General features: G+C 62.6%; 11 protein-coding genes and 1 tRNA gene. 8 read left to right on the top strand and 4 right to left on the bottom strand.

Annotated features, from left to right (window positions below; genetic code table 11):
- Positions 1-2: 2 nt before the first annotated feature.
- Positions 3-76 (bottom strand) — tRNA-Gln (locus Q3C01_RS02050).
- Between the two features lie 313 nt (positions 77-389).
- Between Q3C01_RS02050 and Q3C01_RS02055 the strand changes: the two genes are divergently transcribed.
- The 6 genes from Q3C01_RS02055 (at position 390) to Q3C01_RS02080 (ending at position 5,610) form a co-directional block, all read left to right on the top strand.
- Complete coding sequence (locus Q3C01_RS02055; RefSeq protein ID WP_458143418.1) at positions 390-755, top strand: DUF1428 domain-containing protein; 366 nt, start codon at positions 390-392, stop codon at positions 753-755.
- Between the two features lie 233 nt (positions 756-988).
- A complete protein-coding gene (locus Q3C01_RS02060) occupies positions 989-2,242 on the top strand; it encodes an ABC transporter substrate-binding protein (protein WP_458143419.1) in 1,254 nt (417 codons plus the stop codon).
- A 63-nt stretch (positions 2,243-2,305) separates the two neighbouring features.
- Positions 2,306-3,169 carry a branched-chain amino acid ABC transporter permease gene (locus Q3C01_RS02065; protein WP_458143420.1) on the top strand — a complete coding sequence of 288 codons (864 nt, stop codon included), beginning with the start codon at positions 2,306-2,308 and terminating at the stop codon, positions 3,167-3,169.
- Entirely contained in the window at positions 3,169-4,140 is a 972-nt protein-coding gene (locus tag Q3C01_RS02070) for a branched-chain amino acid ABC transporter permease (RefSeq protein WP_458143422.1), read from the top strand. The genes Q3C01_RS02065 and Q3C01_RS02070 overlap by 1 nt, the downstream gene beginning before the upstream one ends.
- Positions 4,130-4,894: an ABC transporter ATP-binding protein gene (locus Q3C01_RS02075; RefSeq protein ID WP_458143423.1), complete on the top strand. Its 765-nt coding sequence runs from the start codon at positions 4,130-4,132 to the stop codon at positions 4,892-4,894. Before Q3C01_RS02070 ends, Q3C01_RS02075 begins: the two co-directional genes overlap by 11 nt.
- Positions 4,891-5,610: an ABC transporter ATP-binding protein gene (locus tag Q3C01_RS02080; RefSeq protein WP_458143425.1), complete on the top strand. Its 720-nt coding sequence runs from the start codon at positions 4,891-4,893 to the stop codon at positions 5,608-5,610. Before Q3C01_RS02075 ends, Q3C01_RS02080 begins: the two co-directional genes overlap by 4 nt.
- Positions 5,611-5,622: 12 nt before the next feature.
- Here the strand turns inward: Q3C01_RS02080 and Q3C01_RS02085 are convergent, their stop codons facing one another.
- Genes Q3C01_RS02085 through Q3C01_RS02095 form a run of 3 tightly spaced genes read right to left on the bottom strand, consistent with a single transcriptional unit; the run spans position 5,623 to position 10,562 of the window.
- Entirely contained in the window at positions 5,623-6,189 is a 567-nt protein-coding gene (locus tag Q3C01_RS02085; RefSeq protein WP_458143426.1) for an invasion associated locus B family protein, read from the bottom strand.
- A gap of 60 nt (positions 6,190-6,249) precedes the next feature.
- Positions 6,250-9,393 (bottom strand): multidrug efflux RND transporter permease subunit, encoded by a 3,144-nt coding sequence (locus Q3C01_RS02090; RefSeq protein ID WP_458143428.1) that lies wholly within the window; start codon positions 9,391-9,393, stop codon positions 6,250-6,252.
- Complete coding sequence (locus Q3C01_RS02095) at positions 9,390-10,562, bottom strand: efflux RND transporter periplasmic adaptor subunit (RefSeq protein WP_458143429.1); 1,173 nt, start codon at positions 10,560-10,562, stop codon at positions 9,390-9,392. Before Q3C01_RS02095 ends, Q3C01_RS02090 begins: the two co-directional genes overlap by 4 nt.
- 402 nt (positions 10,563-10,964) lie before the next feature.
- Here Q3C01_RS02095 and Q3C01_RS02100 point away from each other — a divergent pair, with 402 nt between their 5' ends.
- Both Q3C01_RS02100 and Q3C01_RS02105 read left to right on the top strand, forming a co-directional pair.
- Positions 10,965-11,204, top strand: coding sequence for a hypothetical protein (locus tag Q3C01_RS02100; protein WP_458143430.1), 240 nt, complete (start codon positions 10,965-10,967; stop codon positions 11,202-11,204).
- Positions 11,205-11,513: 309 nt separating this feature from the next.
- Complete coding sequence (locus Q3C01_RS02105) at positions 11,514-14,069, top strand: TonB-dependent receptor (RefSeq protein WP_458143432.1); 2,556 nt, start codon at positions 11,514-11,516, stop codon at positions 14,067-14,069.
- Positions 14,070-14,086 lie beyond the last annotated feature (17 nt).

The raw sequence follows: 14,086 nt of genomic DNA on the forward strand, positions 1-14,086 counted from the left end.
GCTGGCTGGGGAACCTGGATTCGAACCAAGACAAACAGAGTCAGAGTCTGTTGTGCTACCGTTACACCATTCCCCAACGGAATTGCCTAACGAATTCAATGATTTATTGAACTGTCGGGCGACGGCCGAAGGCGCGCGCGGCGCAAATCACGGCTCAGGCGTGGTGGGGTTCTACCCGCTCGCCTCCAGCCTTGCAAGCGCTGCTGTGGAGGGGATTTTCGTGCCGCTCCAAGGGCGCGAACCCAGGTAACCAAAGCCGCGGCCGGCGCGGGCAGGCAAGGTGGCGGCGCGCGCGACGGTTTGCCCCATCTTCAAACCCTGAGAGCCGGGTCGGGACGTCGCCTCCTCGATCGTCCTCGGGTGAGGCAACTCGCAGAAGGAGATTTGGGATGGCCTATGTCGATGGTTTTGTGCTCGCCGTGCCAAAGGACAAGATCGACGCCTACAAGGCGCTGGCGCGAACGGCGTGCGAGGTCTGGATGGAGCATGGCGCGCTCGACTATGTCGAATGCATCGGCGACGACGTTCCCCATGGCGAGGTCACTTCCTTTCCGCGCGCGGTGATGGCGAAGGAGGGCGAGATCGTCGTGTTGTCGTGGATCGTCTACCGCGACCGGGAGAGCCGTGACGCCATCAACAAGAAGGTGATGGAGGATCCCCGGCTGAAGAACGCCGGCATGCCCTTCGACGGCAAGCGCCTGATCTTCGGCGGCTTCGAAACGTTCATCGAGGTGCATCGAGCGGTGCCGGCCTGACCGCCGGCAAAGATCGAACGAAACGCACCGCAAGCGCGAAGGCGTCTTCGCGATGGGGGCGGGCATGATCTGCATTTGCCAATGCGGCATTGTGCAATCGCGTTTCACCTTGCTGGTTCCAGACTGCCATGCCATCCTCCGCGCGCCAGGAAAATCAAATGGAAGCAGGCTGCTCGCCGAAGCTTCCAAGCCTTAAGAATCTGGTCGGGGAAACCCTTTGGGAGGTCTGGTTCATGACATGGAAGCTCGCTGCCCGGCTGCTTTGCGCGGCCGCGATGTCCGTCGTGCTTGCGGGAGGCGCGCAGGCTGAGGACAAGGCCGTCAAGATCGGAGTCATCTTGCCGATGTCCGGCAGCACGGCGTCGATCGGTGCGCATGCCAAGGCCGCGCTCGAAGTCGCGACCGACATCATCAACAACGCCCATCCCGAGCTAGACAAGCTGCCGCTTGCGAAGAACGCCGGGCTCGCAGGCCTCGGCGGCGCCAAGGTCGAGATTGTCATCGCCGACAACCAGGGCAGCCCGGCCACCGGGCAAAACCAGGCACTGCGCTTGATCACGGAAGAGAAGGTAGTCGCGATCCTCGGCGCCTACCAGTCCGGCATCACGCTGACATCGAGCGCGATCGCCGAGAAATATGGCATTCCGTATCTGACGCCGGAATCGGTCGCCGCCAATCTCACCGAGCGCGGCTTCAAATGGTTTTTCCGCACCACGCCGATCGCGCCGGACTTCGTTCGCATCTACGACGATTTTTTGACCGACATGAAGGCGGCCGGAGCCAAGACCGACACCATCGCAGTGGTCCATGACAACACCGAATACGGCACCTCCGTTGCCAACACGATCGCCACTGGCTTCAAGGCGAAGGGGCGCACCGGTGTCATCGACGTCGCCTATGCCGTCAACGCCACCGACTTGCAGGCGCAGGTGCTGCAGCTCAAGGAGAAGAAGCCCGACGTCGTGCTGATGATCTCCTACACGTCGGATGCGATCCTGTTTGCGAAAACCATGCAGTCGCTCGACTACAAGCCGCCGATGCTGCTGGCTGATGATGCCGGCTATTCCGATCCGTCCTTCATCAAGGCGGTCGGAAAGCTCTCGCAGGGCGCGTTCAACCGCTCGTCCTGGGCGGTTGGCCCCGCCGGTTCGCCCACTGCCGTCATCGCCGACATGTACAAGAAGAAGAGCGGCGAGGAGATGGAGGACACGGTCGGGCGCGAGATGCAGGGCTTCTTCGTGCTGGTCGACGCCATCGACCGCGCGGGCTCGACGGATCCAGCGAAAATCCAGGCGGCGCTGAAGGCGACGGACCTCAAGCCCGAGCAGCTCATCATGGGCTACAACGGGGTGAAGTTCGACGAGAAGGGGCAGAACGTGCTGGCGTCGGCCTACATCATCCAGCTTCAAGACGGCGAGAATTACGCCTCGGTGTGGCCGAAGGGCAATGCCGAGAAGGCGCCGGCGATGCCCTACAAGGGCTGGTGACGATTTCGGAGGCGGGACCGGCGGTCTCGCCTTTTTCGTTGGCTTGATAGAGCAGCGCGGCTCATGTCCTTTGTCCTCGTGCAGGTGATCGTCGGCGGGCTCCTGCTCGGTGCCGTCTACGCCCTGTTTTCCTCCGGCCTCACCCTGGTGTGGGGCGTGATGAACATCGTCAATTTCGCGCACGGCGATTTCGTCATGCTCGGCATGTACGTCGCCTATGTCGTCTACACCCTGATGGGCGCCGGGCCGCTTCTGGGCGCGCCGCTGGCGGTGCTGGTGCTGGCGACGCTGGGTGTCGTCGTCTATTTCGGCCTGATCCGCGACATCATGAAGGGGCCGATGCTGGCGCAGATCCTCGGCACCTTCGGTCTCGCATTGCTTCTGCGCTATTCCGTGTTCTGGTGGTTCGGTGCCGACTTCAAGTCGTTGCCGCAGAATATCGTCGGCGGCACCTATGCGGTGGCGGGGCTGCGCCTCGAGGCCTCGCGACTGCTCGCCGGCGTCGTCGCACTGCTCGTGACGCTCGGCCTGCACCTGTTGCTCACGCGCACCTCGCTCGGCTCGAAAATGCTGGCGGTGGCGGAGGATGCAACCGCGGCCCAGCTCATGGGCATCCGGCCCGACACCATGCAGGCGATCGCCTGGGCGATTGCTGCGGGCGCGACAGGACTTGCCGGCGCGCTGATCGCGAACTTCTTCTACATCGTGCCGACGGTAGGCGAAACGCTCGGCATCGTTGCCTTCGTCACGGTCTCCCTCGGTGGCTTCGGCAGTGTGCCGGGCGCGCTGGTCGCAGGCCTTCTGATCGGCGTCATCGAGTCGCTGTCGGGATTTCTGATCGGCGCGGTCTACAAGGATATCATCGTCTACATCCTGTTCCTGTTCTTCCTATGGTTCCGGCCGCAGGGCCTGATGGGGAAGATGTGATGCGGCGCTTGCTCTGGCTGTCGGTGCTGTCAGCGGTCGCGATTGCCTATCCTTTGCTGCTGTCCTCGCCGTTCCAGCAGCGCCTCGGCGCGCTGGTGCTGCTCTATGCGATCGCGGCCTCGGCCTGGAACATCGTGGGCGGTTATGCGGGGCAGGTCTCCGTCGGCCATGTCGTGTTCTTCGGCTGCGGCGCCTATGCGGCGATGGGGGCCTACGCCAAGTTCGAGCTGTCGCCGTTGTTCGGCATCCCCGGTGGCATCGTGATTGCGGTAGCACTGGCGGCCGTCATCGGTGTGCCGACGCTGCGCCTGTCTGGCCACTATTTCAGCATGGCGACGATTGCGGTTGCCGAGACGATGCGGCTGATCGTCACCAACACGGACTATCTTGGCGCGGCGGTGGGATTGAGCGGCCCGACGGTCGCTCGCAACATCTTCGATCTCTCGTTTATCTCGTCGCTGCCATACTACTATCTGTTCCTCCTGGTCCTTGTGGTCACGCTCTTCATCACCTGGCGGATGACGAACAGCCGGACGGGATTTTATCTGCGTGCGATCAAGGATTCCGAGCGAGCCGCGCGCTCGCTCGGTGCGCCCGCGAGCCGCACGAAACTTTACGCGTTCATGCTGAGCGCCGCGCTGACGAGTGTCGCCGGCGCGCTCTATGCGATGATGTTTGGTTTCGTCGACCCTGAGTCCGGCCTCGGCATCCTGATCTCGGTGAAGATCCTGATCATGGCCGCGCTCGGCGGGGCAGGGCTTCTGTTCGGTCCGCTGGTCGGCGCCGCAATCCTTGTGCCGCTGGAGGAAATCTCCAACAGCGTGCTTGGCGGCAAGGGCGCAGGCCTCACCTTCGTGGTCTACGGCGCGATCATCGTGCTGATCGCGCGCTTCCAGCCCGGCGGCATTTTGAGCCTCTTCAAGCGACGAACCAAGCCGGGAAACGCAGCGGGAGCGCCTCATGCTCCTTGAAGCGCGCGGCATCACAAAGGCCTTCGGCAACTTCAAGGCGGTCGATGATGCCTCCGTGACGTTGGAGCAGGGCGATATCCTGGGCCTGATCGGGCCGAACGGCGCCGGCAAGTCGACCTTTTTCAACTGCCTCACCGGCGATCTCAGGACGACCTCGGGCTGCGTCCTGTTCGAAGGCCGCGACATCACCGATCTCGCGCCGGAGCGGCGCGCGCAGCTCGGGCTCGCGCGGATCTTCCAGGTGCCGCAGACGTTCGAGGGCATGACAGTGCTCGAGAACGTCATGATCGGTGCCTTTCTGCGCGCCACGCATCGTGCCGAAGCCGAGGCCAAGGCACGCGCGGTGCTTGAGCGGGTCGGGATGATCAGGCTAGCGGATGCGCCGGCGCGCTCGCTCGGCACGCCAGGCCGCAAGCGCCTGGAGATTGCCCGCGCTCTTGCGACCGAGCCGAAGGTGCTGCTGCTCGATGAAGCCATGGCGGGCCTCAATGGGCACGAGGTCAAGCTTGCGATCGACCTCGTGCGCGACATCCATCGCGCCGGCATCACGCTCGTCATCGTCGAACACATCATGGAAGTGATCATGTCGCTGGCGAGCCGCGTGATGGTGTTTCACCAGGGCAAGGAGATTGCCCACGGCAGCCCGCGTGACGTAACGGCGAACCCGGCGGTGATCGCGGCCTATCTCGGCACGCGCGCCGCCAAAGCGGCCGCCGGCCACACGCCGATTGAATTGATGGGCGGCCCCACATGAGCGGGCTTTTGCTTCGGATCGAGCACCTCGAAGTGCGCTATGGCGACCTGATCGGCGTGTCCGACGTGTCGCTGGAGGTGCCCGAGGGCAGCATCGTCGCGCTGCTCGGCTCCAACGGCGGTGGTAAGACCACGACGCTGAACGCGATCGCAGGCCTGATCCCGGTACACGCCGGCACGATCAGCTTTCGCGGCGAGGCGATCGCCGGGCAAAGTGCCTTTGCGATCGTGCGCAAGGGGCTTGCACTGTCGCCGGAGGGCTGGCGGTTGTTCGTGCAGCAGAGCGTCGAGAACAATCTTCTGCTTGGCGCGACGCCCTTGCAGGATAAGTCACGCAAGGCGGCGCTGCTCGAGCGCGTCTACGAGATTTTTCCGCGGCTGCGGGAGCGCCGCAACCAGCGCGCCGGGACCATGTCCGGCGGCGAGCGGCAGATGCTCGCGGTCGGCCGCGCGCTGATGAGCGACCCAAAACTGTTGATGCTGGACGAGCCGTCGCTCGGGTTGGCGCCAGCGGTCGTGGAGTCCATGTACGAAACCTTCGGCCGCCTGCATCGCGAGGGCCTGACGATCCTGCTCGCCGAGCAGTCGATCGAGCTCGCTCTCGAAGTCTCCGATTTCGCGACGGTGTTGCAGGTGGGCAGGAGCGTCTTGGCCGGCACCGCGACGGCGCTGGCGAACGATCCGCAGGTGCAGAAGGCTTATCTTGGCGGTGGGTGAGAAGACAGCCCGTTACTTGATCTTGTCGTAGGCGGCGGCAAAATCATTCAGTGGCATCGGAATGTTGATGGTCTCCTTGGACATGTTCTGGAAGGAGACCTTCAGCTGCTTGCCGGATTTCAGCGCCGCGAGCAGGTCTGCGGAGATCGGCGTCGAGACATAGCAGCCGCGATTCTCGCAGGTCTGGATTGGCAGATCGACCGTCTTGCCCTCGTCGACCTGGAGCTTGGCGCCGACGGGGATATTGAGGCCGAGCGGCAGCTGGATCAGAGCCGTGGGTATGCGGGTGTCGGCAGGCACGCGGATGTTGATCAGCACGATGAGCTGTCCGGTCTTGGTCAGCACCGCGTTCTGCTCGATCGCGCATTCCAGCGGGGCCTCGCGGCTCGCGCTGGTGCAGCGCGCGGCCCAGCCTGCTTGCGGCGCCGGCGCAACATCGGTCTGCGGCTGCGCGGCAGGAGCCGCGGGCTGCGCGGCCTGGGGCGAGGCAGCCTTGGATTTGGTGCCCTGCGCGTATGCGGATCCGCTCCACAACAAGGCAACCGACAGGAGGGCGGCAAGATTGGAGCGCAGGGACATGAAATATCGCTTTGGCTTGAAAGGAGGGAAACGCGCCGGAATTGGGATCGCGGCGCTGGCTTACTCGGCCGCTTCCTTGACCGTGCCATGTTCGGTCGTCTCGTGCTCGCTCTCCTTGGAACGGCCCCAGCCTGAGAACCAGTTGGAGAGTTCGTCGAGATAGAGATAGACCACGGGCGTCGTGAACAAGGTCAGCGCCTGGCTGACGATCAAGCCGCCAACCATGGCATAGCCGAGCGGCTGGCGGATTTCGGCGCCGGTGCCATGCCCGAGCATCAAGGGCACGCCACCGAGAAGGGCCGCCATCGTCGTCATCATGATCGGACGGAAGCGGAGCAGGGCGGCCTGGCGAATCGACTCCGCCGGCGTCTTGTGCTCGTCGCGTTCGGCCGCGATCGCGAAGTCGACCATCATGATGCCGTTCTTCTTCACGATGCCGATCAAGAGGATGATGCCGATCAGCGCGATCAGGCTGAAGTCGAAGCCGGCCGCCATCAAGATCAGCAGCGCGCCGACGCCGGCCGACGGCAGGGTCGAGAGAATCGTGATCGGATGGATGTAGCTCTCGTAGAGAATGCCGAGGATCAGATAGACCACGACGAGGGCGGCCAGGATCAGCAGCGGCACGGTGCCGAGCGACTGCTGGAACGCCTGCGCGGTGCCCTGGAAGCTCGAATTCAGCGTCGCCGGCGCGCCGAGATCGGCCATCGCCTTCTGCACGGCTTCCGTGGCCTGTCCCAACGCCACGCCTTGCGCGAGGTTGAAGCTGATCGTGATCGCGGGGAATTGGCCCTGATGGCTGATCGAGAGCGGGCGCACCGGATCGGTCGTCCAGGTCGCAAACGTCGACAGCGGCACCTGGTCGCCCGTTAGCGGCGACTTCAGGTACAGCTTGTTCAGGCTGTCGAGATTACCCTGCATCTCCGGCAGGATCTCGAGGATCACGTGATAGCTGTTGAGCTGCGTGAAGTACTGCGTGACCTGGCGTTGCCCGAATGCATCGTAGAGCGTGTCGTCGATCAACTGCGGCTGGATGCCGTAGCGCGAGGCGGTGTCGCGATTGATCTTGAGCTGAACCGTGGTGCCCTGGGTCTGCTGGTCGGTCGCGACGTCGCGCAGTTCCGGCAGCGTCTGCATCTTGGCGAGGATCTTGGGCGCCCAGCCATTGAGCTCGCCGAGATCGGCGTCCTGCAACGTGAATTCGAATTGCGTGCGCGTCGGCCGGCCGCCGAGCCGAACGTCCTGGGCCGCCTGCATATAGAGGCGGGCGCCCTCGACCTTCTCGAGCTTCGGACGCAACCGCGCGATGACCTGCTGCGCCGACGCCTCGCGGGCGTTGCGGGGCTTCAGAGTGATGAACATGTTGCCGTTGTTGCCGGCCCGGCCGCTGCCACCGATGTTCATCGCGATAGAGGCGACGTCAGGATCAGCCATCACGATCTTGCCGAGTTCCTGCTGCTTCTTCTGCATCTCCGCGAACGAGATGTCCTGCGATGCCTCGGAGGTCGCGGTGATCAGGCCGACGTCCTGCTGCGGGAAGAAGCCCTTCGGGATCAGGATGAAAAGGTAGACCGAGAGGGCGAGGGTGGCGAAGAAGATGGTGAGCGTGGTGCGGCGCCAGCTCAGCGCGTGGTCGAGGATGTATTCATAGCCGCGCAGCATCGCGTCGAAAGCGCGCTCGCTCCATGCATAGAACTTGCCGTGTTTCACCTCACCATGGGCGCGCAGGAAGCGCGAGGCCATCATCGGGGTCAGCGTCAGCGACACGAACATCGAGACGAAGATCGTCATCGCGAGCACGACGGCGAATTCGCGGAACAGGCGCCCGATGATGCCACCCATCAGCAGCAGGGGGATCAACACCGCGACCAGCGAGATGCTGATCGACACGATGGTGAAGCCGATCTCCTTGGCGCCCTTGTAGGCCGCGGCGAGGGGCGAATCGCCGTTTTCGATGTAACGCGTGATGTTCTCGAGCATCACGATGGCGTCGTCGACGACGAATCCGACCGCGATCGTGAGCGCCATCAGTGACAGATTGTCGAGCGAATAGCCGAACACCCACATCAGGGCGCACGCGCCGAGCAGCGCCAGCGGAACCGTGACGGTGGGGATGACGGTCGCCCAGAAGCTGCGCAGGAAGACAAAGATGACCATGACCACCAGGATGATGGTCAAAAGCAGCGTGAACTGGACGTCCTCGACCGCGGCGCGGATGGTCGTGGTGCGGTCGCTGATCACCTCGATCTTGATCGCCGGCGGGATCGCCGCCACCAGCCGTGGCAGGGTTGCCTTGATCCGGTCGACGGTCTCGATGACGTTGGCGCCGGGCTGCTTGAACACCACCAGGAACACGCCGCGCTTGCCATTGGCCCAAGCGGCCTGCTTGGCGTCCTCGGGCCCGGTGACTGCCTGGCCGATATCGCGGATCCGCAATGGGCCGCCGTTGCGGTAGGCGATGATGACGTCGTTCCAGTCCTTGGACTGGAGCAACTGGTCGTTGGCGTAGATGGTGTAGGCGCGTCTCTCGCCGTCGATGTTGCCCTTGGGGCTGTCGACCGTCGTGATCGCGATAGCGCTGCGGACGTCCTCCAACGACAGGCCCTTGGCGACCAGTTTCGCCGGATCGATCTGCACGCGGACCGACGGCTTCTGCTGGCCTCCGATGAAGACCTGTGCGACGCCCGAGATCTGGCTGATCTGCTGGGCGAGCTGGGCGTCAATCGCATCGCTGACGGTGGTCAGCGGTAACGCCTCGGACGTCGCGGATAACAGCAGGATCGGCGAGTCCGCCGGGTTGACCTTGCGATAGGTCGGCGGCGAGGGCAGGTTTTTCGGCAACTGGCCGCTGGCCGCGTTGATGGCGCCCTGCACGTCGTTGGCCGCGCCGTCGATGCTGCGATTGAGGTCGAACTGGATGGTGATCGAGGCCGTGCCCAGATAGCTCGTCGACGTCATCTGGGCGATGCCGGGAATCTGGGCGAATTGGCGCTCTAGCGGCTGGGCGACCGAGGAGGCCATCGTCTCCGGGCTGCCGCCGGGCAGGTTCGCGGTGATCTGGATGGTCGGGAAGTCGACCTGCGGCAGCGGTGCGACCGGCAGCAGGGGGTAGGCGACGAGGCCGACAAAGAGAATGCCGGCCATCAGCAGCGAGGTGCCGATGGGATAACGGATGAAAGGTGCCGAAATCCCGCCGTCGTTCATTCCTGTCGAACCTTGTCCTGGCCCGGATTCGAACTCGCGACCGCCGTGGAGACGAGGCTTCCGGGCTGCACCTTGAACTGACCGCCGGTGATCACTTGTTGTCCCGGGGTAAGTCCTTCATCGATCACAGAGCGTCCATCGATGGAGTAGCTGACCTTGAGCTTGCGCAGTTCAGCCTTGTTCTCCTGATTGACCGTATACGCGTAGAGGCCGTTGGTCGAATGCTGGACCGCGTCGTCGGGGACCACCGTGGCGTCCTTCAGCGTTCGGATCAGAAGACGTGTCGAGACCGATTGGCCCGGCCACAGCGTGTGGTCCTTGTTGTCGAACACCGCCTTCAGCCGAATAGTCCCGCTGGTCGTGTCGACCTGATTGTTGATGACGGCGAGCTTGCCTTCCGCGAGCGTCTTCTTGCCGTCGGTCGTCAGCGCGATAACCTTGAGCTCACCGGTCTTCTGGCCCTCATTGATATAGGGCAACTGGTCTTCGGGCGCAGTGAAGATCACCGTGATCGGCTCGATCTGGGCAATCGAGACGATCGCCGTCTGGCTGGAGGCATTGACGATATTGCCGATATCGACCTGGCGCAGACCCGCGACGCCCGTGATCGGCGACTTGACCTGGGTGTAGTCGAGCTGGGTCTGGGCATTGAAAATCGCGGCCTCGTCGGCAGCGATCTGCGCGGTGAGCTGGGCGACAGTGGAGCGCTGGGTGTCGGTCTGTTGCCGGGTCGCGAATTCACCGAGCTTGGTATAGCGCTGGAGGTCGAGATTGGCGTTGGCGAGGTTCGCCTCATCCTGCTGCTTCTTGGCTTTGGCCTGATCGAGCACAGCCTGGAAGGGGCGGGGATCGATCTCGACCAGCAGGTCGCCCTGGTTGACGATCTGGCCCTCGGTGAAGGCGATCTTGTCGATCTGGCCATCCACCCGGGTCCGGACCTGTACGGTATTGAAGCCCTGAACCGTGCCGAGCCCGGTCAGATAGACCGGAAAATCAGCCTGCTGGACCGGTGCGATCGTGACAGGAACTGCGATCGGCCGCGGCGGGCCTTTCTGTGCGGTCTGGGTCTTGGCGGCCTCGGGACCATAAAAGCGTTGCCAGCCGAAGTAGCCTGCCACGGCCACGGCTGCGATGAGGGAAAACCACAGAATCGGCCGCGACTTTTTCATATTGGCTTCGTTATCGGCTCGTTTGCCCAAAAGGTTGAATTATGGGTCTTTGAAAGGGTTCCGGCGCGGAGCCTGTATAATACACGCCAAGTTCCAGTGTAAACAACACTGTCGCTTGAGAATCCTAAACAATCGGAAAGCTTTGCATCCGATCCGGGCGGCGTGCGCACGTCTTGAACAGCCGTTCTCTTGGAGAGCCTGTCGGGCAGGAGCATCGATCAACGTGCAAAGGTTTCGCGAGTCGCGTACCGCGTGCGCGATCCGCTGCGCCGCGCAAAAGGTGAGGCCTCTGAATGTGGTCGCACCGTCCTCGCAAGAACGGTTCTAAGTTGATCGCGCCGTGTTTCCGTTGTCAGCACATCCGACGTCGTCCATATCACCGCCGCACAACGGGAGCGCATGATGGACGAGTTGAACGGCAAGCTGATCGCGTGTCAGATTCTGATCACGGGCTTGATCGCGCGCGTCGCCAACGAGCAGGGCGATCCCTTGCGCTTCCTCACCGACTTTCGCGACGAGATCAAAGCCGTCGTAAAGGGCGTCAACATCGCCGGCATGGACAACACCGATCGCGTCCGTTCGGTCGCGCAAGCGACAGTCGACGAGTTGTTCTCGCTGATGAAGCCGCCGAGCAGCGACTGATCGGCTGCTACATGTGAGTGTGCAAACGCAAGATGCGCATCGGCCTGCTGCATCACTTTGTCGCGCGCACCGCCATCAACGATCGGACGATGTGAAGGAGAATTCGGCAGACATTTCATCAGCCGGTTTAGAACGCTTACAAACTCCAGTTTAGAAGCGTTTCAAACAAAAGTTTAGAATCGTTTTGATCTGGATGGATTCAAAGAGCTCTCCGCCGTGATCGCGTTGACCCTCTCATCCCCGCTCGATACCAACATTGCGTCGCGTTGTCGCAATGCGACAAATTGCAGAAACAAAGTGGGGCGTGGAATGGGCACGGCAAAGGCTCCGCGGTCGTTGCGATCGACTGCGGCACGAACTTCATCCGAAGGGAACCTCGAAAGCGCAACCGGCAAGACCGTCTCGGCGGTGGCGAGCCTGATCGCGGTCGCGTCGGTTTCGAGCGGCGCGCAGGCGCAGCAATCGAACCTGCCTCCCGTGTCAGTCGAGGCGCCCGTCGAGCGACCGCGTCCGGCGGCGTCAAAGCCCTCGCCCGAACAGGTCCGCGCGCGCACCGCGTTGCGACGCGCGGCGCAGCGCCAGCAGGCGCAGCAGGGGCCGGTGCCCCTTCCCAGCGCAGGCGGCTTGGCCGCGGACCGCGATCCTTACGCGAATCCGGCTGCGCCATACATGGCCACCCGGGTGCAGGCATCAAGTAAATTTCCCGAGCCGATCCTCAACACGCCAAAATCGATCACCGTGCTCACGAAGGATGTCCTGGAGGACAAGAACGCGACCACGCTGAAGCAGGCAATTTTGAGCACGGCGGGGGTGACGCTGGGGACGGGCGAGGGCGGTAACGCCTTCGGCGATCGCTTCTTCATCCGTGGTTTCGACGCTCGCAACGACGTCTTCATCGATGGCGTCCGTGACTCCGGCGTCAGTGTTCGCGAGAACTTCTTCACCGAACAGGTCGAGATCCTGCGCGGTCCCGGCTCCTCGTTCGCCGGCCGCGGCACCACGGGTGGTGCGATCAACATCGTAACCAAGCAGGCCACCACGGCAGGCAACTTCTACAACATGGACACCACGTTTGGCACCGACCGGACCAAGCGCGTGGTGCTTGACGTCAATCAGGTGATCAATCCGACCCTTGCGGTGCGTGCCGGCGGGCTCTTCCAGGATGCGGGTGTCGCGGGTCGCGACTACGTGAAGGACAATCGCGACGGCGGGTTTGTCGCCACGACCTGGAAGCCGGTGGATGCAGTCAAAATCACTGCGGGCTATATCCACACTGAGTTGACAGGCCTCCCGGATTTCGGCGTGCCTTACTACCGGCCGAGCACAGCCAGCACCGCCGGCGGTCCTTTCCCGGATTTCGGCGCGAACCGCAACAATTGGTATGGCTTCGTCAACCGCGACTTCTATCGGACCGGCCAGGACATCGGTTCGCTCAATGCCGAAGTGCAGGTCACGCCAGACCTGCTGATCACAAACAAGTTCCGGGATTCACACTCCACCCAGAACTACATCGGAACGCTGCCTGAATCGCCGGTCCTCACGACCCCGCTATCGGCCTCGACGCTCACCGCCAATCCGCAGAGCCGCTACCAGGCGACCGACGTCATCGCCAACCAGACTGAGGCGACCTACAAGTTCAACGACGGAGCCGGCTTTAGGCACACTGCGCTTGCCGGCTTCGAATATGATCACGAGACGTCGTCGATCGATAAATATGTTGGCTTGAGCTCGGAAGTCCTTCCTGGGGGATTCACCGGGGCGGGGTCCTTGACCGGCGTGAGCGTCTTCAATCCGCAGTTCACGAACATCCCCTTTGGGATTCCTGGTGGTCTTTCTGGATTGCCAACGAACATCAAGATCGACACTAAGTCGGTCTACGTGCTGGATTCGGCGAACTACAATGATTTGCTGATCCTCAACGGTGGCGTCCGCTATGACGACTACAACATCAAGGTGAACGGTTACGGCACGGTCAACGGCGTCGCCAATGTCTTCGGTCAGCAGCAGCAGGACTACGGGATGCCGAATTTCAACCTCGGCCTTACCCTGAAGCCGTTGCCGAATGGAAGCGTCTATGCCGCCTACGCGACTTCATCTAATCCGGTAGGCGCGGAATTCGACGGGACAAGCGTCCAGTACGGCGGCCTCGCGCCGGTGCTGAACGGAAACGTTCCTCAGATCTTCGGTCCGGAAAAGAACAAGGCCATCGAAGTCGGTACCAAGTGGGAGCTGTTCGACAGACATCTGTTGTTGACGGCTGCACTTTTCCAGACCGAGAAGGAGAATGCACGCGAGTCCCGGAACATCACCGCCGCGACTGCGACCGCAACCTGTCCTTATCCTGCCGGTACGACAGGGACCGTCTCCTGCATCACCGCCGGAGCAGCCTATCGCATCCGCGGCATCGACCTTGGCGTGGGTGGCAAGATCACGGACAAGTGGAGCATTTTCGGCGGCCTTGTATTGATGCAGTCCGAGGTCACCAAGTCCCTGGTCCCGCCGGCCAACACTACACTGTATACGACGAACGTCGGTTTGCCGCTCTCCAACGTCGCTCACCAGTCTTTCAGTTTGCTGACCAAGTACCAGCTCACTGATGTTTGGGAGCTGGGCGGTCAGGCCGTCTATCGCTCAAAGATCTATGGTGGCACGTTCCTCGCAGCCAACCAGGGCACGTCGATCCCAAGCTACTGGCGTTTTGACGCGTTCGCGGAAGCCAAGATCAACAAGAACTGGCAGGTCAAGCTGTTCGTCAACAACATCTTCGACAAGCGCTACTACGACGCGTTGTACCAGAGCGCTGCGCCATTCGTGCTGGAAGCACCGGGACGCGCCGCCTATCTGGTGCTATCGGCCCGTTACTGAGGAGACGACGCGAGGTG

It is taken from the genome of Bradyrhizobium sp. UFLA05-109, from assembly GCF_054185165.1.

Excerpts from the sequence above, each read along its gene's own strand:
- Q3C01_RS02055 (WP_458143418.1), top strand. The coding sequence starts at position 390 with ATGGCCTATGTCGATGGTTTTGTGCTCGCCGTGCCAAAGGACAAGATC.
- Q3C01_RS02060 (WP_458143419.1), top strand. The coding sequence starts at position 989 with ATGACATGGAAGCTCGCTGCCCGGCTGCTTTGCGCGGCCGCGATGTCC.
- Q3C01_RS02065 (WP_458143420.1), top strand. The coding sequence starts at position 2,306 with ATGTCCTTTGTCCTCGTGCAGGTGATCGTCGGCGGGCTCCTGCTCGGT.
- Q3C01_RS02070 (WP_458143422.1), top strand. The coding sequence starts at position 3,169 with ATGCGGCGCTTGCTCTGGCTGTCGGTGCTGTCAGCGGTCGCGATTGCC.
- Q3C01_RS02075 (WP_458143423.1), top strand. The coding sequence starts at position 4,130 with ATGCTCCTTGAAGCGCGCGGCATCACAAAGGCCTTCGGCAACTTCAAG.
- Q3C01_RS02080 (WP_458143425.1), top strand. The coding sequence starts at position 4,891 with ATGAGCGGGCTTTTGCTTCGGATCGAGCACCTCGAAGTGCGCTATGGC.
- Q3C01_RS02085 (WP_458143426.1), bottom strand. The coding sequence starts at position 6,189 with ATGTCCCTGCGCTCCAATCTTGCCGCCCTCCTGTCGGTTGCCTTGTTG.
- Q3C01_RS02090 (WP_458143428.1), bottom strand. The coding sequence starts at position 9,393 with ATGAACGACGGCGGGATTTCGGCACCTTTCATCCGTTATCCCATCGGC.
- Q3C01_RS02095 (WP_458143429.1), bottom strand. The coding sequence starts at position 10,562 with ATGAAAAAGTCGCGGCCGATTCTGTGGTTTTCCCTCATCGCAGCCGTG.
- Q3C01_RS02100 (WP_458143430.1), top strand. The coding sequence starts at position 10,965 with ATGGACGAGTTGAACGGCAAGCTGATCGCGTGTCAGATTCTGATCACG.
- Q3C01_RS02105 (WP_458143432.1), top strand. The coding sequence starts at position 11,514 with ATGGGCACGGCAAAGGCTCCGCGGTCGTTGCGATCGACTGCGGCACGA.